Here is a 26,840-nt window from a genome sequence, read left to right as displayed (position 1 = left end):
ACTCCCCGGTTGAATCGATGGCCATGATGCTCTGGTGTGGAGCGTTCACACGTGCGTAACATTATGAATCCTTCTCGCGTTCGTGCGTCCCGGAAGGGAACCCCCATGCGCCGACGCCTTGCCCCCCTGCTCACCGTCACCCTCGTCGCGGCCACCGTGCTCAATCCGCTGCTCGCCACGCCGGCGGCGGCCGCCTACTCCACCAACGACTACTGCCTCGGCGAATGCTCGGACATCCTGCCGCCGGGGCAGAACGGCAACGCCGACCTGCTCGAGATCCTGAGCCACCAGGCCCTCGGCACGATGCCCGCGCACTCCGGCGACCAACTGGCCCGGTACGCGAACCTGACCTACAACTACACCGGCCTGACCGGCCAGCAGATCAACACGTTCTTCAACGACAGCAGCTACGGCGTGCCCGCCAACCAGGTGGAGCGCAGCTACTCACCGCGTTCCGACGTGACCGTGGTGCGCGACAAGGCCCTCGGCATCCCGCACATCACCGGAACCACCCGGGCCGGCACGATGTTCGGCGCGGGCTACGCCGGCGCCGAGGACCGGCTGTTCCTGATGGACCTGATGCGCCACGTCGCCCGCGGCCAGCTGACCTCGTTCGCCGGCGGCGCGGCGGGCAACCGGGAGCTGGAGCAGAGCGTCTGGCGCAACTCGCCGTACACCGAGGCGGACCTGCAGGCGCAGATCGACGCGCTGCGCGTCTCCGGGACCCGCGGCGCCCAGCTCTACGCCGACGTGCAGTCGTACATCGCCGGGATCAACAAGTACATCGCCGACTGCATGTCCGCCCGGGACTGCCCCGGCGAGTACGTGCTGACCGGGCACCTGGACGCGGCCACCAACGCCGGCGGACCGGTGAACTTCCAGCTGACCGACCTGATCGCGGTCGCCGGCGTGATCGGTGGCCTGTTCGGCGGCGGTGGCGGAACCGAGATGCAGTCGGCCCTGGTCCGGATCGCGGCCCGGGCGAAGTACGGCAACGCGATCGGCGATCAGGTCTGGACCGCGTTCCGGTCGCAGAACGACCCCGAGGCCGTGCTCACCCTGCACAACGGGCAGTCCTTCCCGTACGGCGCCGGCGACCCGAACGCGGCCGGCGTGGCGATGCCGGACGCCGGCACCGCGACGCCCGAGCCGCTGGTCTACGACAAGACCGGCTCGGCCGTCTCAGCCGCGGCGACCGGCACCAGCGCCATCGCCGAGTCGCTCGGCGGGCTGCGGGTCGACGGCCGGCACCGCGGCATGTCCAACGCGGCGGTGATCTCGGCGGCCCACTCGGCGACCGGGCACCCGATCGCCGTCTTCGGCCCGCAGACCGGCTACTTCGCGCCGCAGCTGCTGATGCTGCAGGAGCTGCAGGGCCCGGGGATCAGCAGCCGGGGCGTCGCCTTCTCCGGGCTGAACCTGTACACCCTGATCGGCCGCGGACCGGACTACGCGTGGAGCGCCACGTCGTCGGTGCAGGACATCACCGACACCTTCGCCGCCGAGCTCTGTGAGACCGACGGCAGCGCGCCGACCGCCGCCTCGACCCACTACCTCTACCACGGTCAGTGCCTGGCCATGGAGCCGCTGTCGCGGACCAACTCCTGGGCGCCGACGACGGCCGACTCGACGCCCGCGGGCTCCTACCGGCTGACCATGCTGCGCACCAGGTACGGCCTGGTGAGCTGGCGCGGCCTGGTCGGCGGTAAGCCGGTCGCGTTCACCAGCCTGCGCTCGACCTACCGGCACGAGGCCGACTCGGCCATCGGGTTCCAGATGTTCAACGAGCCCGACCAGATGGGTACGCCGGCGGCGTTCGCCGCCTCGGCGTCGACGATCTCGTTCGCGTTCAACTGGTTCTACGTCAACTCCGCCGACGCGGCGTACTTCATGTCGGGCGCCGCGCCGGTGCGCGCGGCCGGCGCCGACCCGAACCTGCCCACCCGGGCGCAGGCCGCCTACGAGTGGGCCGGCTGGAACCCGGACACCAACACGGCCACCTACCAGCCGCAGGCGAGCCATCCGCAGGCGGTCAACCAGGACTACTTCATCAGCTGGAACAACAAGCAGGCGGCGAACTACTCCGCGGCCGACGGCAACTTCAGCTTCGGCGCGGTGCACCGCGGCGACCTGCTGGACCGGCCGATCAAGGCGGCGCTGCAGGCCGGGACCAGGTTCGACCGGGCCTCGCTGCTCAGCGTCGTCGAGTCGGCGGGCACCACCGACCTGCGCGGCTCGGAGGTCCTCGACGACCTGCTCCGGGTGATCGACACCGGCACGGTCACCGACACCGCGCAGGCGGCCGCGGTGGCCAAGCTGCGCGCCTGGCAGCAGCGCGGTTCGCACCGGATCGAGACCGCCGCGGGCAGCCACGCCTACCAGGACGCCGAGGCCATCCGGATCTTCGACGCGTGGTGGCCGCGGCTGGTGTCGGCGCAGTTCGAGTCCGGGCTGGGCGACGGGCTGTACCAGGCGCTGGTCGACACGCTGCAGATCAACGAGTCGCCCTCGGGCGGCCAGACCGGGCGGCACTCCAGCCTGCCGACCGCGGCCAACGAGGCGCAGTCGCACAAGGGCTCGTCCTTCCAGTACGGCTGGTGGGGCTATGTCGAGAAGGATCTGCGCGCGGCGCTGGGCGACCAGGTCGCGGGCTGGCCGCGGACGTACTGCGGCGCGGGCGCGCTCGGCGCCTGCCGCGGCGCGCTGCTGACCAGCCTCTCGGCCGCGCTGGCCGAGCCGGCCGCCACCACCTATCCCGGCGACACGCACTGCGCCGCCGGCGACCAGTGGTGCGCCGACGCGATCGTGCAGTCGCCGCTGGGCGGCATCACGCACGACCCGATCGCCTGGCAGAACCGCCCGACGTACCAGCAGGTGGTCTCGTTCCCGGCCAAGCGCGGCGACGACCTGTCCAACCTGGCGGCCGGGCGGCCGGTCACCGCGTCGAGCAGCCAGCTGTTCTATCCGGCGGCCAACGCGGTCGACGGCAGCCCGACCACCCGGTGGGCCAGCTCGTCCGCCGACAACCAGTGGCTGCGCATCGACCTGGGCGCGAGCCGGTCGGTGGCCCGGATGGTGATCAGGTGGGAGGCGGCGTACGCGACCGCGTACCGGATCGAGGTGTCCGCCGACGGCGGCACCTGGACCCCGGTGGCGGCCGTGACCGGCGGCAACGGCGGCCTGGACAACGTCGCCTTCACCGCGACCGCCGCCCGCTACGTCCGCCTGTACGGGCAGACCCGGGCCACCACGTACGGCTTCTCGGCGTACGAGGTGGAGCTCTACTCGCGTTAGAGGGTGGACCGTTCCGGTGAGGTGGCCGTCGCCCGCGTGCAAGACGGTTCCTCACCGGGACGGCCACGCTCAACCCCCGGCCCCGACCCGGCCATAGGGTCGGCGCGGCCGTTGAGGATCATGGGACGCGCCGCCGGCCGGGCGGGTGCGGACAAGCGGGGTGTGTTCTTGATCTTCGGGTTCATCGGGTTGTTGTGCTGGGCACTCGTGGTCGCACACCTGTTCTCCAGGCGGGTGTACTCGGTGGTGGTCGACGCCGCCCGGGGCCGACCGGCACGAGCGGCGGCGGTCGCGGCCGGGCTGCAGCTGGGCGGGCTGCTGGCGTTCGGCCTGTTCTGCATCGCGGGGATCGCACTCGCACGGCACTTCGATGCGGCTCGGTACGCGGCCTACGCCGTCGTGCCGGGATGCCTGCTCTACACGCCGCTGCTGGTCCTCGCCCTGCCCGGTGGACCCGGCGGCTATCGACACGTCCGCGGCGACCTCGGCGAGGCCGGAGCCGACCGCCGGGTGGCGCGTGCCGCGGCGTGGGCCGCCGGTCCGTTCGCGGTCCTCGGCCTGGCCGCGGTGCTGTCCGGCCTGGTCGCCACGTTCGGTCCTTGACGGTGCCGTCGTCGGCACGGTCGATGGGGCCGCGGGACGGAGGCCCGGCGTCAGGCGACCGAGCGGATCCGGGTGACCAGGACGGAGCCGAGCACCGTCACCGCGGCCACCGTCAGGTAGAGCGTCGGATAGCCACCGAGGTAGGCCACGATCGGGAAGGCCAGCGCGGGACCGAGCACCTGGGGCGCCGAGTTGGCGATGTTGATGATGCCGAGGTCCCGGGCCCGGTCCTGCGCGGCCGGGAGCACCTGGGTGATCAGTGCCTGGTCGACGGAGAGGTAGACGCCGAAGCCCAGCCCGAGAACGGCCGCGGCGGTCAGGGCGCCGGCCCAGGTCGGCCAGAACGCGAGGAGCAGGGCCGCGGCGGCCATGACGTACCCGGACACGATCACCGAGGGCTTGCGCCGGCCGGTGCGGTCCGACAGCACCCCGCCGACGACCACGGTCAGCAGGGTCGCGGCGGTGTACACGACGATGAGCAGCAGCAGCCCGGTGTCGGGGTCCGGGTGGCCCACCCGGTCGCGCAGGAAGTACAGCAGGTAGAGCGTGGCCATGGCGTTGCCGAGCTGCACCAGGAAACGGGTGATCCAGGCCCAGCCGAAGTCGGGGTTGTCGCGCACGTTGAACCGGAACGAGCCGAGCAGCGCCCGGCCGCTGAGCCGCGGCACGGTGCCGGGCGCCGCCGGGGGATCGGGCGTGGCCAGCACGAACGGCGCCGCGCTCAGCACGACCAGCACGCCGATCAGCAGGTAGCCGCCGGTGCCGGTCACCACGAGGGTGACCAGCAGGACGCCGATGACCACGCCGATCGACTGGGTCAGGCCGACCCAGCCGGAGACCAGCCCGCGCTGCCGTACCGGCGCGCGGTCCGGGACGATCGCGGTGAGCCCGGCCTGCAGGGTGTTGAGCCCGACCTGCGCCGCGCACCAGCCGAGCGTCAGCCCGAGCACGGTGTGCTGCGCGGCCAGCAGGGTCAGGCCGGCGCAGCCGAGCAGCGCGCCGACGGCGATCCAGGTGTGCCGGCGCCCGGTGCGCGCGGTCGTGGCGTCCGACAGGGCGCCCGCGATCGGGCCGACCAGGACGGCGACCAGCGCGCCGGCGCCGGTGACGATGCCGAGCACGGTGGTCTTGTCGTCGCCCGCCACCGCCTGCACCTGGTTGGGCAGCAGCACCTGGAGCGGGCCGAAGTAGGCCATCCACAGGCCGAGGTTGGCCAGCGACAGCAGGCCGATCCAGCGGGCGCCGACCCGGGCGGTCGGCTCCGCGGTCGCGGTCTCCGGGACGGTCACGGCTGGTTCGCCAGCGCCGAGCGGAGCCAGGCGTACGAGTCCTTCGGGGTGCGGACCTGGGTGTCGTAGTCGACGCGGACCAGCCCGAAGCGCTGGTGGTAGCCCTCGGCCCACTCGAAGTTGTCCATCAGCGACCAGACGAAGTACCCGCGGACGTCGACGCCGGCGTCGATGGCCTCGCGCAGCGCGCGCAGGTGACCGTCGAGGTACTCGATCCGCGCGGTGTCGTGCACCAGGCCGTCCGCGTCGGGCACATCCTCGGTGGAGCAGCCGTTCTCGGTGATGTAGATCGGCGGCAGCGCGGCGCCGTAGCGCTCACGCAGCCCGACCATCAGGTCGCGCAGCCCGCCGGGCACGACGGGCCAGCCGAACGCGGTCTGCGGCACGCCCTCGATCGGCAGCATCTCGAACGGCAGCGGGCTGTCGGCGCCCGCCGCGCCGACCCGGGTCGGCTGGTAGTAGTTGACGCCGAGCGCGTCTACGGGCGTGCTGATGATGTCGAGGTCGCCGTCGCGGATGAACGGCGAGTCGTCGCCGAGCCCCGGCAGCTCCGGATACCGGCCGGTCAGCATCGGGTCGAGGAAGAGTCCGTTGTGGAACGCGTCGTAGACCGCGGCCGCGACGGCGTCCTCGGCCCCGGGCCCGGCCGGCTGCACCGGCGTGCAGTTGTTGGTGATCATCACCTCGGTGGCGCCGCGATCGCGCAGCGCCCGCACCGCCAGGCCGTGGCCGAGCAGCTGGTGGTGCGCGGCCGGGAGCGCCTCGAACATCAGCGCCCGCCCGGGCGCGCCGGTGCCGAAGGCGTAGCCCTCGGCCAGGTGCACGATCGGCTCGTTCAGGGTGATCCAGCGGGTGACCCGGTCGCCGAGCCGGTCCGCGACGACGGCCGCGTACTCGGCGAACCGGTACGCGGTGTCGCGGTTCAGCCAGCCGCCGGCGTCCTCCAGCTCCTGCGGCAGGTCCCAGTGGTACAGCGTGGGGACCGGCGCGATCCCGCGCGCCAGCAGGGCGTCGACCAGGCCGTCGTAGAAGTCCAGGCCGCGGGGGTTGGCGGGCCCGGAGCCGCCGGGCTGGATCCGGGGCCAGGCGATGGAGAACCGGTAGGCGCGCACACCCAGGTTGGCGAGCAGCTCCACGTCCTGCGGCCAGCGGTGGTAGTGGTCGCAGGCGACGTCGCCGGTGTCGCCGTCGCGGACGCGGCCGGGCGTGTGTGCGAAGGTGTCCCAGATCGACGTGCCCCGGCCGTCCTCGTGCACGGCGCCCTCGATCTGGTAGGACGCGGTCGACACGCCCCACAGGAAGCCCGGCGGAAAGCTCGGCAGCGCGCCCATGACCCACATCCCCTCAAAGGTGAACGCGGCTCAGGTTAGTGCCGGGGTGAGGGCTGCGGTAGGGGTCGGGCGGGCCTGGTGTCAGTCGGGCGGGAGCAGGTCACCGGGGGAGATCTCCGCGTCCAGCGGCTCGGTCAGGTGCAGCACGTCGTCGGCCTTCGTGACCGACCGCTCCGTGTAGTGGCGACCCGCGAGCTCGTAGAGCTGCAGCGTGCCGGTCTCCTGCTCGATCAGCAGGTACCACCGGATGCCGGCGTCCGCGTAGTAGTGCATCTTCAGCACCCGGTCGGTGGCGGCATTCGAGGGCGAGACGATCTCGCACACCACCACGATCGACTCGGCGTCGATGACCAGCTCGTCAAAGTCGATCTTGTAGCTGATGACGAGGTCCGGAATCGGGATCCGGTTGGGTCGCAACCGCACGTTCACGGCCTCGTGGATGTAGAGGCCGGCGGCACGGGCGGCGGTCCGGAGTGCGAACTTCAGCTCACTGGAGATGTGCTGATGCCGGGGAGTCGGTGCCGGGGTCACGTACAAGCTCCCGTCGAAGAGTTCGACGCGCTCGGAGGTCTCGCCCAGCGCGAGGAACTCCTGCTCTGTCATCGGCACTCCCCGGCCGAAGATGGCGGACGTCATGACCCGAGCTTCCCACAGGTGAGCATGATCGTGCCGTTCACAGATTCAGGCCGGTGACTCGGACGAGCTGCATCACCGACTGCTCGACGTAGCCCTGCGCCGACAGCATGTAGCTGTGCAGCAGACCCCGTTCCGGCTCCGCGACGAGGTAGCACGGGATGCCCGCCTGCGCGTACGCGTGCATCTTCAGCGACCAGTCCACCGTCGCGCTGGTCGGGGACGTGATCTCGCAGACCAGGCGCACCGACCTGGCGTCGACCAGCGGCTGGTCCGGGTCGATGGTGCCCGCGATGATCAGGTCCGGCACCGCGATCCGGCCGGGTCCCAGGTGCACCGGCACGCCCGCGATCACGTTCAGGTCCGCGCGGTTCGCCCGGAGCGCGTTGCCCAGCGCGCTGAGGATCATCTGATGTCTCGGCGTGTCCCTCGGGCAAGCCAGTACCCCGCCGTCCCACAGCTCCGTGCGGGCCGACGTCTCGCCGAGCTGCACATAGTCGGCCTCCGTCGTGGCGAGGGCTTCGAGAGGCAGGCTGCGGCCGATCAGCGTTGACGTCATGCACACTCCCGGGTCACGAATGCGAGTTCTTCGGACAGGCCCCCGGCGGGGGAGATCAGTAGGCCGGCCGCCGCCGGTTCCACGCGGTGGTGCTCGTAGACGTCGGCGTTGTCGGCGAGGCTGCCGAGGTAGCGCTCCGCGTACGCGGCGGGCAGCCCGGCCCAGTCGATGATCGGGTCGCGGGCGACGCCGCAGCGGAAGACGTCGCGCCGGCGCTGCACGGCGACCGCCGCCAGCCAGCCGCCGAGGCCGGTGCCGCGCACCGCGACCCGGTTCAGGTCCAGGTCGGGGTGCTTGCCGGTGAGGGAGTGCAGCGCGTCGATCTGGTCGGTCAGCGCCACGTCGGCCAGCCGTCGGTAGATCACCTTCTCGAAGCTCGGCGCCACTCCCGGCGTACCCCGGGAGTCGACGCTGACCACGACGAAGCCGGCGTCGGCCCACCACTGCCGCTCCTGCCACCGGGCCGGGTCGGAAACGACCTCCTGATGTCCCGGCCCCGCGCCCAGCTCGAGCAGGACCGGCAGCCGGGTGCCGGTCACGTGGCCGGTGGGGTAGAGGACCCCGCTCGGCAGCCGCCGGTCGGTCACCCGCTCGAGGACCGGCGCCGGCGCGTACGGGAGCGGCTCGGCCAGCGACGGCAGCGTCATGACGGCTGAGCCGCGGACCACCGTCAGGTCGGTGATGAGCACGTCGCCGCCGACCGCCGCGGTGTGCCAGCCGGGCTCCTCGGTGAGCCGGCGGGCGCTGACGCCGCCGGCCTGTGCCGTGCGGACCGCGAAGACGTGCTGCTCGGCTGGCTCGCCCTCGGTGCCCTCGACGATGATCTCGGGGCCGCCGGCCGGCCGCGGCAGGACGCCGGCGACCCGGCGCACGTAGAGGCCGGGCGGGGTGATCAGGCTGCCGTCGGCGAAGAGGCAGCGGGCGTCGAAGCCGTCGTGTGCCAGCTCGCCGCCGACCATGACCCGGCCGTCGGGCAGCAGCCGGGGCGTGCCCGGCACGGGCTCGACCCAGCGCGCGTCGGCGAGCTCGGCGTGCACCTGGGTCTCGCCGGTGCGCGGGTCGACCGAGAGCACCAGGCCGTGCTGCTGGGTGCGCCGCAGCACCGTGATCAGGGCGTTGCCGGCGCCGCCCCAGCGCACGTCGACCAGGTACGGGTAGGTCTCGCGGTCCCAGTGCACGTCGACCCAGCCGCCGTACAGGTCCAGCAGGTGCAGGCTCGGCGCAGGGGTGCTACGTACGGCCAGGATCAAAGTCCCGTCGGGCGACCACCACCAGCCGCGGTCGCGGCCGAACTGTGCCGCGACCGGCTCCGCGGCACCCCAGGTCGCGCCGCCGCCGGTCTCGCCCGCGAGCAACTGATCGTCGGAGCCGGTGACCACCCGCAGGCAGCCGTCCGGGGTGAGGTAGCCGATGTGCCGCCCGGTGGGGTCGGGGCGCGGGTCCAGGGCCGCCTCGGCGGTGCCGATCCGCCCGGCGGTGGAGGAGAACAGCCCGCCCTCGTACGCCCAGGTCAGCACGTCGAGCTTCGCCGAGCCCGCGTACGCGTGGACGGGTCCCGCCGCGACCAGGGTGAGCGCCGCGGTGGCGACGTCGAGGGACCACAGCCCGGGCTCCGGGTCCCGCGGGCCGGCGGAGCGCAGGAACGCGACCCGCGCGCCGTCGTCGCCGACCGTCAGGGCGTGCGGGGTGCCGAAGCGGAACCCGCCGGTGCGGTCCGCGAGTTCGGGATACTCCACGCCGACCAGCATCGCCGATCACCGGCCCCTCCCGCCCGGCAAACCGCGCAGGTGGGGGCGGCCCACGCTCGCGCGTAGAGTGGCGCGCGTGACGAATGCGCTGCCCGCACGCCGCCTGATGCTCGTGCACGCCCACCCCGACGACGAGGTCACCGGCACCGGCGCCACCATGGCCCGGTACGTCTCCGAGGGCGCCGGCGTGACGCTGGTGACGTGCACGCTCGGCGAGGAGGGCGAGATCCACGTCCCCGAGCTGGCGCAGCTCGAGGCCCGGCAGGCGGACCAGCTCGGCGGGTGGCGGATCGGCGAGCTGGAGCGGGCCTGCGCGGCGCTCGGCGTCACCGACTACCGCTTCCTCGGCGGCGCGGGACGCTACCGCGACTCGGGGATGATGGGCGAGCAGACCAACGACCACCCCCGGGCGTTCTGGCGGGCCGACCTCGAGGAGGCGGCCCGGCTGTGCCTGGAGATCATGCGGGAGGTACGCCCGCAGGTCCTCATCACCTACGACGAGAACGGCTTCTACGGCCACCCCGACCACATCCAGGCGCACCGGGTCGCGATGCGCGCGGCGGAGCTGGCCGAGGCCGAGGGCTTCGGGCCGGAGAAGATCTACTGGACCGCCATGCCGCTGAGCGTGCTCGAGGGCGGCATGGAGGCGTTCCGGGGCATGGACGACAACCCGTTCGCCGACGTGGAGAACGTCGAGGACCTGCCGTTCGGCCACCCGGACGACGAGATCGCGGCCCGGATCGACGGCACGGACTTCTACGAGCGCAAGGTCGCCGCGATGCGCGCGCACGCGACCCAGATCCCGGCCAACTCCTGGCTGTACGGCATCGCCGGCGACTTCGGCGGCGAGTTCATGGGCGTCGAGTACTTCACCCTGGTCAAGGGCGAGCGCGGCGAGGTGAGCGGCCCGCACAAGTGGGAGGCCGACCTGTTCAGCAACGTGGTCGGGCGATGACCCTCGAGGCTCCCGCCTCCCCGTCGGCCGATCCGGCGCCACCGGCCGAGCCGAGCCGGAGGCTCGAGACGACGATCCGGACCGCCGGGCTGGTCGTGGCGATGCTCGCCGCGGTCTTCACCGCCGTCCTGGAGCTGGTGCTGACCCCGCTGCGGATCGACGGGATACCGATCGGGGTCGCGGTGCCGGCGGCCGTGGTCGGCAATCTGGCGATCTGCTGGTTCGCCGTGACGACCGTGGGGCGGCGCTGGGCGCTCGGGCCGCCGTGGGCGGTCTGGACATTGATCATGTTCGCGGCGGCCGGGTTCCGCACCCCGGAGGGCGACTATCTGATCAGCGGCGACAACTGGGTCGCGCTGGTGATGATCCTGGTGGGAAGCCTCACATTCGCGGTGTACACGTACCGCCAGATCCTGAAGCCGCCGCCTGTCACAAAGATGTGACGACCCCTCGTGGCGTTTGTCGCGATCGCCGCCCGACCTGCACACTTGCGCCGTGTTCGCCTCTGAGCCCTCCGTCGATCAGGCCCCAACGACCGTGCCGCAGCCGGTGCCACCGCAGGATGCGAGCCCCGCCGAGGGCCCGGCCGGCCGCCGGCGGATCGTCGTGGTCGGCACCGTCGCGGCCGTGCTCATCGCGGGAGCGGCCGCGGCCGCCTGGGCGTACGTCGGCGACGTGCCGCGCGGCACCAGCGTCCTCGGCGTCGACCTGGGCGGGATGTCGCGCACCGACGCCGAGCGCACGCTGACCAACGGCGTCGGGCCGCGCACCAGCCACCCGGTCACGGTGAGGCTGGCGGGCAGGAGCTTCTCGATCGAGCCCGCCGCCATCGCCATGACGCTCAACGTCGACCTGTCCGTCGGCCGGGCCATCCGCAGCGGCAGCCCGGCGCTGTTCGGTGGCCGGACGGTGCCGCCGGTGATCGAGCTGGACGAGGCGAAGCTCGAGGCGGTGCTGCGCGCGGAGGTCGACCCGAAGCAGATCACGCTGAAGAAGCCCGGCATCGCGTACGCGGGGCTGACGCCGGAGGCCACCCACCCGGCGCCGGGCCGGAACCTCGACGTGCCGGCCGCCGCCGCCGCGATCCGGCGGTCCTGGCTGACCGGCGGCGCGGCCGAGATCGAGCTGGTCACCAAGCCGCCGGCGACCACGGCGGAGCAGGTCGACGCGCTGGTGGCCCAGCTGGCCGTCCCGGCCGTCGCGGCGCCGGTCAAGGTCACCGTTGGTGACCGTTCGTTCACGTTGACGCGCAAGGCGATCGCCAAGGGCCTGGTCTTCCGCGCCGACGACAACGGCCTGCTGACCCCGGCGATCGACGGCGCGCGGCTGCACGCCGCCGCGGCGAAGGAGTTCGCCAAGGTCGAGACCCCGCCCGAGGCGGCGAAGATCGTGCTGAAGGGCGGGAAGCCGAAGATCGTGGCGGGCCGCCCAGGCGACCTGGTCGACCTGAACCTGCTCGGCCCGGCGCTGCTCGGCATGCTGCCCAACCCGGCGCCCCGGGCCGTCACCGCGAGCCTCACCTCGCAGGCCGCCGCCCTGACCGACGCCGACCTGACCCGGCTCGGCATCAAGGAGAAGGTCTCCACCTTCACCACGCACTTCACCGGCGGCGGCGGTTCCCCGCGCAGCCAGAACATCATGACCATCGCCCGGGCGGTCGACGGCGCGCTCGTGCTGCCCGGCGCGACGTTCTCGCTGAACGGGCACACCGGCGAGCGCGACTACGACGCCGGCTACCAGGACGCGCCGGTCATCGTCGGCGGCAAGCTCGAGCCGGGCGTCGGCGGCGGTGCCTCGCAGTTCACCACGACGCTCTTCAACGCCGCCTACTACGCGGGGCTCGAGGACGTCGAGCACAAGCCGCACTCGTTCTACTTCTCCCGCTATCCGCCGGTCATCGAGTCGACGATCTTCTACCCGACGCTCGATCTGAAGTTCAGGAACACCACGCCGTACGGGATCTTCATCGACACGTCGTACACCAACAGGTCCGTGACGGTCACGATGTGGAGCACCAAGGTCTACGACAGCGTCAAGACCGTGCTCGGCCCGCGTCGCGACCTCACCTCGCCGCAGACCGTGCACCGCGAGGCGGGGCCGAAGTGCATCACCAGCAGCGGGCTACCGGGCTTCACCCAGGACGCGTGGCGCGTCATCCGCAAGGACGGCAAAGAGATCGAGCGCGAGAAGTTCACCTGGCGTTACGATCCCGAGCCACGATTCATTTGCGGCGAGAAGCCGTAGCTCGTCAGGGGAGTACGCCATGAAGCAGCGTTGGGTGCCGGTCGCGGTGCTGGCGGTCGTTCTGTTCGCGATCAATGCGATAGCGCGGCTCGTCATCCGCATCGGCTTCACCGACAACGAGACGGCCGAGAGCCGGGTCTCGCTGATCATGTTCGCCACCATCGGCATCGTGCTGGCGATCGTGACCTTCGTCCGGGCGCAGCGCGTCCCGGCGGGCACCTGGCTGCCCGAGGTCGGTGCCGCGGCGCTCGGCGGCATGCTGCTGACCATCCTGGTCGGCCCGTTCATCAGCGGCGACACCCCGTTCGCCGCGGGCGCGGGCAACTTCTTCTCGCAGGTCTGGCTCTACGGCGGCTTCGCGATCGTCGGCACGCTGCTCGGCTACTGGATCGCCACCATGCTCGGGCGCGACTACCGCTCCCGCTCGCTGGCGGCCTTCGCCAAGGCGAAGACCACCAAGCCGCGCCGGGTCGTCCGCCGCTGAGCCGCCGCGCCGGTCAGTCCGGCGCCTCGCGGGTCAGGTAGGTGTGGTGGGTGCGGAAACCGAGCCCCTGGTAGAGCGCGGTCGCGGGGGTGTTCCGCTCCTCGACCTGCAGGTAGGCCCGCGCGGCGCCGCGCTGCGTCGCCCAGCCGGCCACCGCGCGCATCAGGTGCCGGCCCAGGCCCATCCGGCGGGCGGCGGGCGCGGTCTGCACCAGGGAGACCCCGAGCCAGCGATCCGGGCCGGTGACCGCGCCGCGGCCGACCGCGAGCAGGTCGCCGGCCTCGTCCCGCACGGACGCGAAGACCACCTCCGGTACGCCGGTGAGCAGCTGCCTCGCGACCGCGGGCAGCGCGCCCTTGTGCTCGGCGACCATCTCGTACCAGGCGTCGGCGGGGCTGTCGGCGAGCTCGACCGGCGGCAGGTCCCGCCGCGGCGCGACGTCGCCGACCAGGGCGTGCACCGGGGCGGTCTGCACGAGCGTCAGCGGGCGGGCCGTCCAGCCGCGGCCGTCGAGCGCGGCGTTGACCGGGGCGGCCAGCGGCATCGGAGTGTTGATCATCGGGCGCTGGCCGCGGGCCGCGTACCACTGCTCGACGGCGTCGATGGCGGCCTCGAGCGTGCGGTCCGGGTCGCCGACCGCGAGCGCGGCGTTGGCCCGTCCCGTCCAGTTCTCCGCCGCGCGCAGGATCCAGCCGCCCAGCCGGGCCTGGATCGGGGCCGGCCAGGCCTCGTTCGCGGCGAGTTCGAGGGCGACCACCTCCGCGGCGGGCGGCCGGCGGGCGGGCGGCACCCGCTTGGCGCGGTGCACCTCCCCCAGCGGTACGCGCAGCGTCCCCTTGGCGGTGGCCAGCGTGAGTTCCGTCTCGGTCAGCTCGACCAGCTCGCCGAGAGCGTCGGCGAAAAGTGGACGATTTTGGGAAACGCCTACAATTCGGCGAACCACCACCCGGTGTCCCACATCCTGCCGTCGGAGCACGTGCCACCTCCTTCCGGCGAGATACTAGGCTCTGCTCGTACCGCCGCGGTGTCCCGCGGCGTGGCTCTGGAAGGGAAAGACCGTGACCTACATCATCGCTGAGCCCTGCGTCGATGTGCTCGACAAGGCATGCATCGAGGAATGCCCCGTCGACTGCATCTACGAGGGCAATCGGATGCTCTACATCCACCCCGATGAGTGTGTCGACTGCGGTGCCTGCGAGCCGGTCTGCCCGGTGGAGGCCATCTTCTACGAGGATGACGTGCCGGAGCAGTGGAAGGACTACACGACCGCGAACTACGAGTTCTTCGAGGACCTCGGTTCGCCCGGTGGCGCCTCCAAGGTCGGCAAGATCGACAAGGACACCCCGTTCGTGACTTCGCAGCCGCCGCGCGGCGACGCACACTGACCGTGCTGTCGGCCAAGCTGCCCGATTTCCCCTGGGACCTGCTGGAGCCGGCCAAGGCGGTCGCCGCGGCGCACCCGGCCGGCATCGTGGACCTGTCGATCGGCACCCCGGTCGACCCGGTCCCGACGCTGATCCGGGCGGCGCTGGACGGCGCGTCCGACGCGCCCGGCTACCCGCTGACGGCCGGCACGCCGGAGCTGCGCGCGGCCATCGCCGGCTGGCTGGCCCGCGCCTGCGGTGCCTCCGGCCGGCTCGGCGTGCTGCCGACCATCGGCTCCAAGGAACTGGTGGCGTGGCTGCCGACGCTGCTCGGCGTCCGCCCCGGTGACGTCGTCGTCATCCCGCAGGTCTGCTACCCCACCTACGAGGTCGGCGTCCGCCTCGCCGGCGCCGAGGTGGTGCGCTCCGACTCGCTGACCGCGCTCGGCCCGGACCCGCGGGTCAAGCTGGTCTGGATCAACTCGCCGTCCAACCCGACCGGCCGGGTGCTGCCCGCCGCGCACCTGCGCAAGGTGGTCGACTGGGCCCGCGAGCGCGGCGCGGTCGTGGTCAGCGACGAGTGCTACCTGGCGCTGGGCTGGGACGAGACCCCGGTCTCGGTGCTGGCCGACGAGGTCTGCGGCGGCGACTACACCGGCGTCGTCTCCGTGCACTCGCTCTCCAAGCGCTCCAACCTGGCCGGCTACCGGGCCGGCTTCCTCGGCGGCGACCCGGCGCTGATCGCGGAGCTGCTCGCGGTCCGCAAGCACGCCGGCATGATCGTGCCCGCGCCCGTGCAGGCCGCGATGGTCGCCGCGCTGGGCGACGAGACGCACGTGACCGCGCAGCGGGAGCTTTACTCGGCCCGCCGCGAGGTGCTCCGGGACGCGCTCGTCAAGGCCGGGTTCTCCATCGAGCACTCCACCGCGGGCCTCTACCTGTGGTCGACCCGCGGCGAGGACTGTTGGGCCACCGTGGACTGGCTCGCCCAGCGCGGCATCCTGGCCGCGCCCGGCGCGTTCTACGGCCCGGCCGCGGCCCGGCACGTCCGCATCGCGCTGACCGCGACCGACGAACGCGTCGCCGAGGCCGTCGCCCGCCTCACCTGATCCGCCGGTCGCGCCGTGCCGGCGGGTAGCGTTCCCGCATGGCTGAGCAACCGATGATCGTCGTCCGCGGCGAGGCGACCCGCGAGGTGCCGCCCGAGCTGGCGGTCTTCTCCGTGACCGCGTCCGCCCGCGACCGGGACCGGCAGACCGCGCTGACCCGGCTCACCGAGCGGGCCGCCGCGCTGCGCGGCCTCCTCGACGGATTCCCGGACGCCATCGAGCGCCGCGAGACCAGCGGCGTGCAGGTGCGTCCCGAGCTCAAGCGCGGCGGCGGCGAGCGCGTCGCCGCGTACTCGGGGAGCGTCACCACCACGGTCACCGTCACCGACTTCGGCGTCCTCGGCGAGCTGCTGCTGCGCCTGGCCGACCAGGACCAGGTCTCGGTCTCCGGGCCCTGGTGGCAGCTGCGGCCCGGCAGCCGGGCGGGCGCCGAGGTGCGGCGCGAGGCGATCGCCGACGCGCTCAGCCGCGCCCGCGAGTACGCCGAGGCCGTCGGCGCCGAGGTGGACCGGCTCGTGGAGATCCTCGACGACGGCACCGGCGGCGGGGCACAGCCGATGATGCGGATGGCCGCGTTCGGCGGGGCGCCGGACGCCGATCTCGAGCTCGACGTCGACCCGCAGCGGCAGACGGTGCACGCCTCGGTGATCGTCCGGGTGACCATCACCGAGCCGACGCTGTAGCTCCCGGGCCCGATAACGCGGAACACCGGGCGCACCTCGCGCCCATCGGGTATGCCCAGCCCGGGGGATGCCTCGCGGTCCCGCGTGATCCACCCGTTTCGGCCGCAGACGCCGCCGCGATGGGCGAGACTCGGCACCATGGCCCGTCGCGTGCTGCACCGGATCGCCAACGTGAACCCGGACAGCGTGACGACCCATTCCGACCGAGTGCTCTACAACTCGATCGGCGTCTTCATCGTGCTCTACTTCCTGTACGCGACCGTCGGCGGCGCCGCCTTCGTCGACGCCAGCTCGAACTACTCGCACCCGTGGTGGCGGTGGCTGGTCGGACCGCTGGTGGCGATCGGGGTGGTCGCGTACGACCGGGCCGTGGTCGGGCGGGTGGCGATCAACTACGAGCGCCTGGACTCGTCCGATCCCAAGGACCTGCTGCGCCGCCCCACCATCGGCCTGTACGCCGGCCGCCTCGCCATGGCCCTGCTCTTCGCGGTGATCATCACCGAGCCCCTGATGCTGGCCCGCTACCAGGCGGAGATCGACGCGCGGCTCAACGAGGTGCACAACGAGCAGATCAGTGCGGGCGAGGGCAGCGGGGCGATCGCCGCGTACGGCGCCCGGATGGGCGAGCTGAAGAGGCAGGCGGCGGCCGACGACGGCCTGGTGCGGGCGCTGACCGCGCGGGCGGCGGAGAAGCGCAGGGACGCCCGCAGGCTCTACGCGCAGGCCGTCGCCGACTCGGAGGGCAACGGCGCGTCCCGCCGGACCGGCTGCCCGCCCGGCGGCTTCTGCGACACCCTGATCCAGCGCTCCCGCAACCTCGACGACCAGGCCGCGAAGCTGGACGCGCAGGCCGTCCGCCTGCAGGACACCCAGAAGGCCGCCCGGACCGCGCGCGCCGCCGAGCAGGCGGACCTCACCGCGAAGATCGCCGATCAGCGTACGGTCAACGCGACGGTGATCCGGGCCGACGCCGGCTTCGGCGCCCGCACCCAGGCGATGTGGTACCTGGTCAGCACCGACTTCTGGGGGATCGGCGCCTTCTACATCGGCATCGCGCTGCTGTTGATCGCCCTGGACTGCGCGGCGGTCGGGCTGAAGTTCGTGTCGCACGGCAACGCGTACGAGCGGTCGGAGGCGCGGGCGGCCCGCGGCCGCGAGCACGAGGCGGCGATCGGCTACGAGCAGGTCCTCAAGGACTCCCGGCGGTACGCGGAGGCGACCTCGCGGGTGATGGCCGAGGGCATCGGCAAGGCCTCGCGGGACGAGGAGATCGCGGACGTCGCGATCGAACGCGCCCGCGCGCACCTCTACGACTCGGTGGCCGGCAGCCCGCTGCCGCCGCTGCCCGACGTCCCGCTGATCGAACACCACCCGACCGGTACGCGCACACTGCGCAATGTGGATAGCCTGCGGGCGTAGTGCAAGTTGCATTTCGGCGTTACGATTTCACTCCTGCGCACCGCCAGGCCCACGCTCTGTTACCGGCGGTGGCGCCACCCGGGCACCGACGGGCGCCCGGTGGTCATCAGGTGCGGCGGAGGCGGCGCGCAAACGCCGCCGCCGCCGTGATGACCGCCCGCCCAGCGTTCCCGACCCGGCACGGGCTCGGCCTCAGCGGGCGGCCGTGCCGGAGACCAGCACCGGGACCACGAAGACTGCCCCGGCGCAGGCCTTGTCGGAGTCGGGGTTCATCGCGAGGCCGTCCGGAACGGTGAACGCGCCGACGGTGTTGCGCGGGACCTCCCACGCCACCTTGACCGCGTTCTGCGCGACGACCACGCCGGTGTTCGCGCAGCCGGCCTCGCGATGCTCGTCGTCCGCGATGATGTTGCCCTGGCCCGGAGACACCGAGGTGATCCGGATCGGGAAGTCGTTGTCGTTCGTGACCGTCACGGTCAGGTTTCCGGTGCCGCCGGGCTCGAGCGCCTTGTTCAGGTCCGAGCGGGCGCGCAGGTTCAGCTCGACGACGGTTCCGGTGGCGTTGTGGCCCGTCTCCGAGTCCGTGATGCGCCAGTAGGCCCACACCGCGCCGGCGTTGACGACGACGGCCGCGGCCGCGGCGCCGGTCAGGATCGATCGGGTCCGCGCGTCGAGCCGGCGCAGCCAGCCGCGGCGGCGGGAGCCGCGCAGGTCGGCGGTGGGCTCGTCGTCGAGATCCACCTCGATCGTCCTCTCCGGCGTGGCCTGCACGCCCTCGGACGCCTCCTCGCCGCCGCCGCGCCGGGCCACGCTGTCACGCCGGGTGAGCACCTCACGCGCGGCCGGCAGGTCGCGGATCACGGCGTCGCCTCGGCGGCGCCGGTGGTGCGTGACGCGACGGCTGGCCGTCTGCTGAGCTTGCGCATTCGGAGCTTCCTCCTGCGGTGGTGCGGTGGCGAAAACCGGAGCATCTACTACATTCCCGGAAAATGCCTGGCTCCGTGATCGGGAATCCGTCCGCCGTTGCCCGCGCATAAATCGGACAGGAGGGTCTGTCCGGCTTAACCCGCACGAGGTACGCCGGAATGTGAACCGCCGGCACGCGCCCGACCTGCGGCAACGCGCTAAACCGAACTCATCGGGAAAGACGTCGCCGCTAGCACCGCGGGCCCGGCGAACCAAACTCGCGACGGTCACTGTCTCCGCCGTCCGCTCATCGCCGAGCGCCACTCATATGTCCGGTCCGCCGTCGGGCGGACCTTCTGTTGGTTCGTTGACTGCTCGAAAACCATGACCCACGGCGGGTCCGGCCGGCATCGGGCGACCGTCCGCTGTGTTCAGGAATACAGCGAAATCCGAGGGTCAGTACGGCCTAATCCGTTTGTGTGATCCCACACGGAGAGTGAGGCGGACGCACGTGGCCCCCGACGCCTTGTTTGACGCCGAGGGCCACGGGAACTCGGGGTGGCTACTGCTTCTCGGGCTCCGTCGGCGGGGGATCCGTGTCCGCGGAGGTCTCGACCGGCGGCGGGGTGGTGGTCGTAGCCGGCGCCGGGGCGGTGGTGGTGGGCGGGGCCGGTGGCGGGTCTGCCGTCTCAATCCCGCCACCGGCCGTCTGAGTGGCGGCGGTGGTCGGCGCGGCCGGTCCGGTGGGGGACGGGGTGGGGACCACCGCGTTCCGCGCGGCGGCGGCCGGAGCGGAGAACTTCACGTTCTCGCTCTTCTTGCTCTCCTCGCCGGACCAGGCCGCGAACTTCGGCGTGACCGTCCAGTAGAACTTCCCGGCCGGCACGTCGGCGTCGGTGAGGGTCGTGCCGGTGACGGCCGGGAACGCCTCGGCCGGTGAGTCGTCGTCGGCGTCGTAGCGGGTGATGACGTAGCCGCGCATCGCCACGCCGGGCACGATCTCCTGGGCCGACCAGGTGACGACCGCCGCCCCGCCCTGCTTGGTGACGTTCGGCTTGGGGCCGCGCGGCATCTCCGCCGTCTTGAGATTCATGGGTGCGGACCGGCCCGGGATCGACCAGGTCGCGTTGGCGGCCAGGGTGCCGCCGGCCGCCAGGGTGAGGACGACCCCGGCGATCAGGACGGTCCGCTTCGGCCGCCTCATCGGTGCCGCCTGGTGCCGGCGCCGGAGACGAAGATCGAGAAGCGGGTGTTCGAGCACTTGGGCGTTGCTCCGGTCGGCATCGCGATGGGAATCGAACCGGCGAGCGTGCGGCGGGTGTGCGGCGGGACGGTCACCGGGAGGCGGCCCCGGTAGTCGAGGACCCGGAGGTTGGCCGGCGAGGGCCGGCACTCCCGGCGCGACGACGTCACGGGTTGCCCGGCGAGCCGGTGCAGCCGGATCGTGTGGCCGCTGTCGTTGACCAGGGTCACCTTGATCTGCTTCACCGCTCCCGGGTAGAGCCCGCTCAGCTGTCCACGAAGGATGAGGTAGACCGGCTCGGGGCGGTGGCCGGCGTGGGCCGAGGCGATGACCATCGGCTGCTCATCCGAGCCGCCGGGCGGCGAGGTCGCGGCGAGCAGCCCCGCGAGGGCCGCCACCGCGGCGAGCGCCTGCTGCCATCTCTTCAAGGTCTCCTCATTCCATCCGGCCCGCGAGGTGGCGGCGGGGTGGAGCCGACCGGCCCACCCCGCCGCGTTGCATCAGGGAACGAGTTCGCCGTCGAAGGTCAGGGTCACCGTGATCTGGCTGCCCGCGCACTGGGGCACCGCGTTGTTGCCCATGGAGAGCGTGCCGAACGTGTTGTTCGGCAGCGTGGTCGCGGCGGCGATGTCCAGCGGTGCGGGAGTAAGGACTGCGGAGAGGTCCGCCGTTGAGGTGACGCAGTCCGGGTTGTTGACGTTGTTCTTGACCGAGGTGACGCCCGTGACGGCGACGCTGTTGATCCGAACCTTGTAGTCGTTGGGGTTCGTGATGTTGCCGGTCACGGAGACCGTCTTGCCGGGGAACAGGCGGTGTGCGGCGTCGTTCGGAACCGTGACCGTCGTGGTCACGTTCTGGATGGTGGACGACGCGGCGCTCGCCGTGCCGCCACCCTGGAACCATCCACTGGCATATGCGAAGGCCGCGGTTCCGGCACCCACCGTGAGGACGACGGCGGTCGCGACGGTGGCGGTGCGCTTGGTGGTCTTGCCCATGGTGGTCCTCCTGAAACGGCCCAGCGTGCGACCTCCGCAATATCGCGAGAAAGCCGACGCCTGGCGTACGTAGATTTCGATGTGGCGCCGAGCCGGTGCGGCGGATCCGGCGCTGGGACAAAGATGGCTGATTCGCCGCGACCCCGCGATAGTGCTTCCGTTTGCCTCTCCGATACCGCAATACAGTGCGTTCGCGCCGACCGGGCTAATCCGTTCGGCTTACGGGATCGAGCGTCCAATATGGCCCGTCAGCCTGCAGGTATGCCTGCCCGATGGCGTCTGCCTGGCGAAATGCCGCCCTAGCGGCGTCGCCCCACGATCTCAAGTCGGGTAAACGGATCAGACCTGGCCGACGGCAGTTCTCATAAGGCTTTCGTGGGGTTTCTAGGACCCATTTTATTTCCCCGCGACACGCGTTTTTCTTTGCCATGTCCCTAACGGGGTCGGCTGAACGACGATGTCGTCACCTGAAAGAGGCAATCGGCCGACGGTTCTGTCAAGCCTGGGAGGCGCGCGGTCCGGGGGTGTGCACCGGACGGGCGGGGCCGCGGTCAACGATAACCGACGGCCGGCGCGCGGCTCAGGCCGCGCGGGCCAGCACCAGGACGGTGAGGATGTCCATCTCCACGACGCCGCCCCAGCCGTCGATCGCCGCGCTCAGGTTGGTCACCGCCGTCCGCTGGTCCCGCGCCGAGTGGTTGCGGAAGTTCGAGAACGTCGAGAGCAGCCGCAGGTACCGCTCCTTCGACAGCACCGGGAAGCGATGCCACTGGTGCACCTCGACGTCCCCGAACAGGCCGCTGTTCTCGATGCCCACGCGGGCCCAGTCCACCGGACGGTCGTCGATCGAGGGGGTCGGGTCGATCGCCTGCAGGATGGCGTCGACGGTGCCCTGCTGGCGCGCTACGGCGTACCCGTGGCTGTTGTGGAAGATCGCCAGCGTGCCGCGCGGCAGCAGGGCCGCCCGGGCGCGCCGCTCGCGGGTCTGCTCGTCCATCCAGTGCCAGGCCGTCGCGCAGGCGAGCAGGCCGACGCCGCCCGGCGGTGGCGTCCACTCCTCGAAGGCCGCGTTCGCGACCTCGACCTGCGGGAACTTCTTCGTCAGCACCGCGGCCATCCGCGCGTCCGGCTCGACGGCCGTCACCGGAACGCCGAGCCTGAGCAGCAGCTCGGTCGCCTTGCCCGTGCCGGCGCCGACGTCGGCGACCGAGGCGGGGCGGCCGCCGTGGAAGGCCGTGACGGCGGCGAGCGCCTCGTCCGGGTAGCCCTGGCGCGCCTCGTCGTAGACCGCGGCGACCTCGCCGAACACTCGCGTCATCTCTGCACCCTAGCTACGCTGCCGCCATGCGGCACCACGTCGATCCCGCCGGGCTGGTCAGGGCGGCGAGAGGCTGGGCGTCGAGCCGGGAGCGCGCGGGGTGTCCCGTGCCACGCCGATCGCCAGGAGGCCGAGCAGGCCGACGAGCAGCAGCGCGGCGATGATGAACTCCGCCTTGTCCCGTCCGCGGATCCGGTGCCGGCGCGGCGGGTCGTACCATGGGTCCGGTCGTTCACGGCGCATCTGTCCAGTTTCGTGACCGCCGCGCCGGCCGTCATCGGCGAAAGAAGCAAAAACTTGTAGCCTCTTTCGGCACATCTTGCCGCCCGCCCGCTCGTTCGCGGCCGCGCGGCGGCCGGGCCGGATCCGATCTCCCGAATCCGGCCCGGCGACCGGCGGGTCAGTCCGCCTGGACCAGGGACACCGCGAACAGCCCGGCGGGATCGGTCCAGAAGTGCCGCAGCGCGAAGCCCGCCGCGGCCAGCTCCGCCTCCAGCCCGGCGCGGCGGAACTTCGCCGAGATCTCGGTGCGCAGCTCCTCCCCGGCGGCGAAGTCCACGGTCAGGTCCAGGTCGCGGATCCGGACCCGCTGCGCCGAGGTGGCCCTCAGTCGCATCTCGATCCACTCCTGCTCGGCGTCCCAGAGCGCGACGTGCGCGAACGCGTCCGGTTCGAAGTCCGCACCCAGCCGGCGGTTCACCACCCGCAGCACGTTCTTGTTGAACTCGGCGGTGACCCCGGCCGCGTCGTCGTACGCCGGCACCACGACCGCCGGGTCCTTGACCAGGTCGGTGCCGAGCAGCAGCCACTCGCCGGCGCCGAGGACGGCACGCAGCCCGCCCAGGAACTCGGCGCGCTCGGCCGGCGCGAGGTTGCCGATGGTCCCGCCGAGGAACGCGACCATCCGGCTGTCGCCGTCCGGGATGTGCGCCAGGTGGCGGGTCAGGTCGCCGACGACCCCGCGTACGGACAGGCCGGGGTAGCGCGCGGTGAGCCGGTCGACGGCGTCGCCGAGCGCGGCGGACGAGACGTCGAGCGGGGTGAAGGCGCCGAGCGTGCCGTGCTCGAGCAGCGCGTCGAGCAGCAGGCAGGTCTTCTCCGACGAGCCGGAGCCGAGCTCGACCAGCGCCTTCGCGTCGGTTATTCGGGCGATCTCGGCGGCCCGGGCGGCGAGGATCGCCCGCTCGGTCCGGGTCGGGTAGTACTCGGGCAGCCGGGTGATGTCCTCGAACAGTTCGCTGCCCCGGGCGTCGTAGAACCACTTCGGCGGCAGCCACTTGGGCGTCGCGGTCAGGCCGGTGGCCACGTCGGTGCGCAGCATCCGGTCGAGGTATCGGTCGTCGAGATGGATCTCCAGCTCGGTCATGATCTCCCTAGTGCGGTGATGTCCAGCGTGGATGGCGTGGCAACGAGCAGATGGCCGTCCGGCACGGCTCGCCAGGCCGGTCCGGGATCGATGGGTTCGGAGCTGACCAGCACGGACGCGGCGTCCGCCCGTACGGACAGGGCGTGCCCGGCGGCGCTGGCGGCGATCTGCCGGCCGTCGGTGAGCAGCAGGTTGAGCCGCGAGCCGGGCGCGGCGGCCGAGACCTCCGCCACGGTCGCGGCGACGGCCTCGGCGGGTGTCGCCCCGGCCCGGAGCCGGTGCCGGGTCAGCGCCCAGAGCAGCGCGGCGTCGGTCGGCGCGTCGAGGGTGATCAGGTCGCGCACCGGCAGCCGCCCGGCCAGCGCGGCGAGCGAGTCGGGCCACCCGGCGACGACGCCGTTGTGGCTGAACAGCCAGGCGCCCTCGGCGAACGGCGCCGCCGCGGTCTCCACCACCGGCATGCCGACCGTCGCCGAGCGCACCGCGGCGAGCAGGCAGCCCGCGCTGGTGTGCGCGGCCAGCGCCGGCAGCGCGGCGTCGGACCACATCGGCGCCGCGCTGCGGTAGCGCACCGGCGCGCCGCCGCCCGCCGGGTACCAGCCCACGCCGAAGCCGTCGGCGTTGATGGTGCCGCCGCCGCGCATGTCACGCGGCGCCCAGGACTGCCGGACGAGGGCGTGCGGCGCCTCGAACAGCGGCTCCGACAGCGGTACGGGTATCCCGAGATAGGCCAGGTGGCGGCACATCAGGCGGCGTCGGGACCGGCGTCCCGGGCGCAACGGAACCCGCTGAAGATCTGCCGCCGGACCGGGTGGTCCCAGTTGCGGAACGTGCCGCGGCAGGCCGCCGGGTCGGTGCCGAACGACCCGCCGCGCAGCACCTTGTAGTCGCCGCCGAAGAACACCTGCGAGTACTCCGCGTACGGGAACACGGCGAAGCCCGGGTAGCCGCCGAAGCCCGAGCTGGTCCACTCCCAGACGTCGCCGAGGAGCTGGTGCACGCCCAGCGGCGAGGCGCCGTCCGGGTAGGCACCGACCGGCGCCGGGTTCAGGTGGCGCTGCCCGAGGTTGGCGTGCCGCGGCTCCGGTGGGTCGTCGCCCCACGGATAGCGCCGGGACCGGCCGGTCGCCGGGTCGAAGCGGGCGGCCTTCTCCCACTCGGCCTCGGTGGGCAGCCGGCGACCGGCCCACGCCGCGAACGCCTCCGCCTCGAAGTAACAGACGTGCACCACCGGCTCGTCGGCGACGATCCGCTCCGTGCGCCCGAACCTCGTGTACGCCCAGCCGTCGCCGTCGCGCCGCCAGTGCATCGGCGCGGTCAGCCCGGCGGCCTGCCGGTGCGCCCAGCCGCGCTCGCTCCACCAGCGTTCGTCGTCGTACCCGCCGGCGGCGATGAACTCGGCGTAGCGGGCGTTGGTCACCGGCGCCGCGTCGAGGTGGAACGCGGGCACGTCGACGGCGTGCGCCGGCCGCTCGTTGTCCAGCGCCCACGCCTCGGTGTCGGTGCCCATGGTGAACGGGCCGCCGGGTATCAGCACCTCGCCGGAGACCGGAACCCGGGCGGCCGGCGGCGGTTCGGCGTCGAGCACGGGCGCGCCGCCGCGCAGCTGATGCGTGGCGAGCATGGTCTCGTCGTGCTGCTGCTCGTGCTGGACGATCATGCCGAACGCGAAGCCGTCCGCGACCAGCGGCCGCCCGTCGAGGCGGACCCGGTCGAGCACGTCGAGGGCCTTGTCCCGGACCTGGTCCACATAGGCGCGGGCCTCGGCCGGGCTCAGCAGCGGCAGCGCCGGGCGGTCGCCGCGCGGGTGCTTGAAGGCGTCGTACAGCTCGTCGATGTCGCGGCGCACCGGCTCCCGGCCGCCGACGTCCCGGACCAGCCAGAGCTCCTCCTGGTTGGCGACGTGCGCGAGGTCCCAGACCAGGGGTGACATCAGCGGCGAGTGCTGCCGGACGAGGTCGGAGTCGTCGACGGCATCGGTCAGCAGGGCCGTTCGCTCGCGGGCACGCTCCAGTTCGGCGGCGACGGCGAGACGCAGATCCTGGGTCATCGGTGCGGGTCCTTCCTGGTGCCGGCGCCGCGCAGGCGCCGTTCGACGATGCCGGTCACCACGTCACGGACGGCCGGCGGCAGGCCAGTGCGGTCCAGGTGGCGGCAGGCGAGATCCAGTAGCTCGGTCGCGCAGGCCCGGACGGCCGGGTCGGCCAGGCCGTGCCGGGCGGCGGGCACCCAGCGCCCGGCCGTCGGCGCGGCGGCCGCGCGGGCCGCGTCGGTGATCGCGTCGTCCGCGACCAGGGCCGCCAGGACGGCGACCGGGGCGATCCACTCACCGCCCGGCTGCGCGTCCAGGTAGCGGACCTCGAGGTAGCCGCGCGGGCGTACCGGCGGGAACAGCGTGCTGAGGTGGTAGTCGAGGTCGCCGACCACCGGCGGGCCGGGCAGCGCCCCGCCGATCCAGTCGGCGAAGGTGACCTCGGGCGGCACGTCCCACCGGCCCGCGTCGCGGCGCACGCAGAGCAGCGGGGCGTCGAGCGCGTAACGGACCCAGCCGGTGGCCGGGTCGCCCGGATCGTCGACCGGCCGGGTGCGGCGCGGGTCGATGCCGTACCAGGTGGCCATCCGGGCGGACGCCCAGCCGGTGTCGCGCCCGGCGTGGCGCCCGGAGGTGGCGAACGCGGCCAGCAGGGCCGGCCCCACCTCGTGCAGGGCGTCCCAGCGCACGCGTAATCGGTCCTCGGTGCCGGCGTCGAGGCAGACCTGGAGGCCGGCGGTGCTGCACATCATGGTGTGGCCGTGCCGGCCCGTGGCGTCGAACCGCCGCTGCATCGCCGCGTACCGCGGGGTGTGCAGGATGCGCCGCGGCGGGCGGTGCGGATCGAGCCCGCTCTCGCCGAGCACCAGGCCGGAGCGGGCCAGCAGGGCGGCGAGCCGCGCCTGGTCGGTGCTGAGGGCTTCGTGCAATTCGGTGAGGGAGCCGGCCGGTGCCGAGGAGATCTCGACCTGGCCGCCGGGCTCGACGGTCACCGTGCCACCGCCGGGTAACGGTTCACCGGGGTGGGTACTGCCTAGTGCGGGTGGTGCGTGAATGCCGAGGGCTGTTCGCAGCTCGGCGGCCTCGACATAGGCCGCCGGTGCCCCGTCTCGATGGACGGTCCATTCCAGTTCGACGCCGATGCGGCTCGGCGGGCCGGTCTTGAAGCAGATGCCGGAGATGTGTTCGGCGGCCTGTGCGACGTGTTGCAGGGTGTCCTGGGATCTTTCACGACTGAAGGTAGCCACGGCCCTCCCCCGAGTAGT

The 26,840-nt window shown here is 72.6% G+C and carries 26 protein-coding genes; 10 read left to right on the top strand and 16 right to left on the bottom strand.

The window, feature by feature from the left end:
• The first annotated feature begins 105 nt into the window (after window positions 1-105).
• Together ACIBSW_RS03655 and ACIBSW_RS03650 are read left to right on the top strand one after the other, a co-directional pair.
• Complete coding sequence (locus ACIBSW_RS03655) at window positions 106-3,294, top strand: penicillin acylase family protein (protein WP_354722925.1); 3,189 nt, start codon at window positions 106-108, stop codon at window positions 3,292-3,294.
• A gap of 168 nt (window positions 3,295-3,462) precedes the next feature.
• Window positions 3,463-3,897 (top strand): hypothetical protein, encoded by a 435-nt coding sequence (locus ACIBSW_RS03650; protein WP_354722923.1) that lies wholly within the window; start codon window positions 3,463-3,465, stop codon window positions 3,895-3,897.
• A gap of 50 nt (window positions 3,898-3,947) precedes the next feature.
• Here the strand turns inward: ACIBSW_RS03650 and ACIBSW_RS03645 are convergent, their stop codons facing one another.
• From ACIBSW_RS03645 to ACIBSW_RS03625, 5 genes are all read right to left on the bottom strand, one after another.
• Window positions 3,948-5,186 (bottom strand): MFS transporter, encoded by a 1,239-nt coding sequence (locus ACIBSW_RS03645; RefSeq protein WP_354722921.1) that lies wholly within the window; start codon window positions 5,184-5,186, stop codon window positions 3,948-3,950.
• Window positions 5,183-6,517: a GH1 family beta-glucosidase gene (locus ACIBSW_RS03640; protein WP_354722919.1), complete on the bottom strand. Its 1,335-nt coding sequence runs from the start codon at window positions 6,515-6,517 to the stop codon at window positions 5,183-5,185. Before ACIBSW_RS03640 ends, ACIBSW_RS03645 begins: the two co-directional genes overlap by 4 nt.
• 81 nt (window positions 6,518-6,598) lie before the next feature.
• Window positions 6,599-7,120 carry a Uma2 family endonuclease gene (locus ACIBSW_RS03635; RefSeq protein ID WP_354722917.1) on the bottom strand — a complete coding sequence of 174 codons (522 nt, stop codon included), beginning with the start codon at window positions 7,118-7,120 and terminating at the stop codon, window positions 6,599-6,601.
• 70 nt (window positions 7,121-7,190) lie between these two features.
• Window positions 7,191-7,709: a Uma2 family endonuclease gene (locus ACIBSW_RS03630; RefSeq protein ID WP_354722915.1), complete on the bottom strand. Its 519-nt coding sequence runs from the start codon at window positions 7,707-7,709 to the stop codon at window positions 7,191-7,193.
• Window positions 7,706-9,457 (bottom strand): prolyl oligopeptidase family serine peptidase, encoded by a 1,752-nt coding sequence (locus tag ACIBSW_RS03625; protein ID WP_404799206.1) that lies wholly within the window; start codon window positions 9,455-9,457, stop codon window positions 7,706-7,708. Before ACIBSW_RS03625 ends, ACIBSW_RS03630 begins: the two co-directional genes overlap by 4 nt.
• Before the next feature lie 106 nt (window positions 9,458-9,563).
• Here ACIBSW_RS03625 and mshB point away from each other — a divergent pair, with 106 nt between their 5' ends.
• The 4 genes from mshB to ACIBSW_RS03605 are packed head-to-tail and all read left to right on the top strand — an operon-like array spanning window position 9,564 to window position 13,140.
• Complete coding sequence (gene mshB, locus ACIBSW_RS03620; protein ID WP_404799249.1) at window positions 9,564-10,412, top strand: N-acetyl-1-D-myo-inositol-2-amino-2-deoxy-alpha-D-glucopyranoside deacetylase; 849 nt, start codon at window positions 9,564-9,566, stop codon at window positions 10,410-10,412.
• Complete coding sequence (locus ACIBSW_RS03615; protein WP_354722909.1) at window positions 10,409-10,855, top strand: hypothetical protein; 447 nt, start codon at window positions 10,409-10,411, stop codon at window positions 10,853-10,855. The genes mshB and ACIBSW_RS03615 overlap by 4 nt, the downstream gene beginning before the upstream one ends.
• A 52-nt stretch (window positions 10,856-10,907) precedes the next feature.
• Window positions 10,908-12,656: a VanW family protein gene (locus tag ACIBSW_RS03610; RefSeq protein WP_354722907.1), complete on the top strand. Its 1,749-nt coding sequence runs from the start codon at window positions 10,908-10,910 to the stop codon at window positions 12,654-12,656.
• A gap of 19 nt (window positions 12,657-12,675) precedes the next feature.
• Window positions 12,676-13,140, top strand: coding sequence for a hypothetical protein (locus tag ACIBSW_RS03605; RefSeq protein WP_354722905.1), 465 nt, complete (start codon window positions 12,676-12,678; stop codon window positions 13,138-13,140).
• Window positions 13,141-13,153: 13 nt separating this feature from the next.
• Here the strand turns inward: ACIBSW_RS03605 and ACIBSW_RS03600 are convergent, their stop codons facing one another.
• Entirely contained in the window at window positions 13,154-14,116 is a 963-nt protein-coding gene (locus ACIBSW_RS03600; RefSeq protein ID WP_354722903.1) for a GNAT family N-acetyltransferase, read from the bottom strand.
• An 82-nt stretch (window positions 14,117-14,198) separates the two neighbouring features.
• On the opposite strand from ACIBSW_RS03600, the gene fdxA reads away from it, so the two are divergent.
• The 4 genes from fdxA (at window position 14,199) to ACIBSW_RS03580 (ending at window position 17,715) form a co-directional block, all read left to right on the top strand.
• Window positions 14,199-14,525 (top strand): ferredoxin, encoded by a 327-nt coding sequence (gene fdxA / locus ACIBSW_RS03595; RefSeq protein ID WP_239087677.1) that lies wholly within the window; start codon window positions 14,199-14,201, stop codon window positions 14,523-14,525.
• Window positions 14,526-14,527: 2 nt separating this feature from the next.
• Window positions 14,528-15,613, top strand: a complete 1,086-nt coding sequence (gene dapC / locus ACIBSW_RS03590; protein ID WP_354722900.1) for a succinyldiaminopimelate transaminase — start codon at window positions 14,528-14,530, stop codon at window positions 15,611-15,613.
• A 38-nt stretch (window positions 15,614-15,651) separates the two neighbouring features.
• The gene (locus tag ACIBSW_RS03585) at window positions 15,652-16,296 is read left to right on the top strand and encodes an SIMPL domain-containing protein (protein ID WP_354722898.1); all 645 of its coding nucleotides are present in this window, start codon (window positions 15,652-15,654) and stop codon (window positions 16,294-16,296) included.
• Window positions 16,297-16,434: 138 nt separating this feature from the next.
• On the top strand, window positions 16,435-17,715 hold the full coding sequence (locus ACIBSW_RS03580) for a DUF4407 domain-containing protein (RefSeq protein WP_354722896.1): 1,281 nt from the start codon (window positions 16,435-16,437) through the stop codon (window positions 17,713-17,715).
• 192 nt (window positions 17,716-17,907) lie between these two features.
• Here the strand turns inward: ACIBSW_RS03580 and ACIBSW_RS03575 are convergent, their stop codons facing one another.
• The 10 genes from ACIBSW_RS03575 to egtA all read right to left on the bottom strand — a co-directional run bounded on the left by ACIBSW_RS03575 (window position 17,908) and on the right by egtA (window position 26,822).
• Complete coding sequence (locus ACIBSW_RS03575) at window positions 17,908-18,576, bottom strand: hypothetical protein (RefSeq protein WP_354722894.1); 669 nt, start codon at window positions 18,574-18,576, stop codon at window positions 17,908-17,910.
• A gap of 607 nt (window positions 18,577-19,183) precedes the next feature.
• Window positions 19,184-19,825 carry a hypothetical protein gene (locus tag ACIBSW_RS03570; RefSeq protein ID WP_354722892.1) on the bottom strand — a complete coding sequence of 214 codons (642 nt, stop codon included), beginning with the start codon at window positions 19,823-19,825 and terminating at the stop codon, window positions 19,184-19,186.
• Window positions 19,822-20,292, bottom strand: a complete 471-nt coding sequence (locus tag ACIBSW_RS03565) for a hypothetical protein (protein WP_354722890.1) — start codon at window positions 20,290-20,292, stop codon at window positions 19,822-19,824. Before ACIBSW_RS03565 ends, ACIBSW_RS03570 begins: the two co-directional genes overlap by 4 nt.
• 72 nt (window positions 20,293-20,364) lie before the next feature.
• Window positions 20,365-20,859 carry a hypothetical protein gene (locus ACIBSW_RS03560; protein WP_354722888.1) on the bottom strand — a complete coding sequence of 165 codons (495 nt, stop codon included), beginning with the start codon at window positions 20,857-20,859 and terminating at the stop codon, window positions 20,365-20,367.
• Window positions 20,860-21,439: 580 nt separating this feature from the next.
• Complete coding sequence (locus ACIBSW_RS03555) at window positions 21,440-22,177, bottom strand: class I SAM-dependent methyltransferase (RefSeq protein WP_354722886.1); 738 nt, start codon at window positions 22,175-22,177, stop codon at window positions 21,440-21,442.
• A 57-nt stretch (window positions 22,178-22,234) separates the two neighbouring features.
• Complete coding sequence (locus ACIBSW_RS03550; RefSeq protein WP_354722884.1) at window positions 22,235-22,420, bottom strand: hypothetical protein; 186 nt, start codon at window positions 22,418-22,420, stop codon at window positions 22,235-22,237.
• Between the two features lie 157 nt (window positions 22,421-22,577).
• Window positions 22,578-23,543 carry an L-histidine N(alpha)-methyltransferase gene (egtD, locus tag ACIBSW_RS03545; RefSeq protein WP_404799205.1) on the bottom strand — a complete coding sequence of 322 codons (966 nt, stop codon included), beginning with the start codon at window positions 23,541-23,543 and terminating at the stop codon, window positions 22,578-22,580.
• Window positions 23,540-24,289, bottom strand: coding sequence for an ergothioneine biosynthesis protein EgtC (gene egtC, locus ACIBSW_RS03540; RefSeq protein ID WP_354722882.1), 750 nt, complete (start codon window positions 24,287-24,289; stop codon window positions 23,540-23,542). Before egtC ends, egtD begins: the two co-directional genes overlap by 4 nt.
• Window positions 24,289-25,593, bottom strand: a complete 1,305-nt coding sequence (egtB, locus tag ACIBSW_RS03535; RefSeq protein ID WP_354722880.1) for an ergothioneine biosynthesis protein EgtB — start codon at window positions 25,591-25,593, stop codon at window positions 24,289-24,291. Before egtB ends, egtC begins: the two co-directional genes overlap by 1 nt.
• On the bottom strand, window positions 25,590-26,822 hold the full coding sequence (gene egtA / locus ACIBSW_RS03530; protein WP_354722878.1) for an ergothioneine biosynthesis glutamate--cysteine ligase EgtA: 1,233 nt from the start codon (window positions 26,820-26,822) through the stop codon (window positions 25,590-25,592). Before egtA ends, egtB begins: the two co-directional genes overlap by 4 nt.
• Window positions 26,823-26,840: the final 18 nt, after the last annotated feature.

This window comes from Actinoplanes sp. NPDC049668, assembly GCF_044465445.1.
Classification (GTDB): Bacteria; Actinomycetota; Actinomycetes; order Mycobacteriales; family Micromonosporaceae; genus Actinoplanes.
This window is presented reverse-complemented; position numbering and strand designations above follow the sequence as displayed.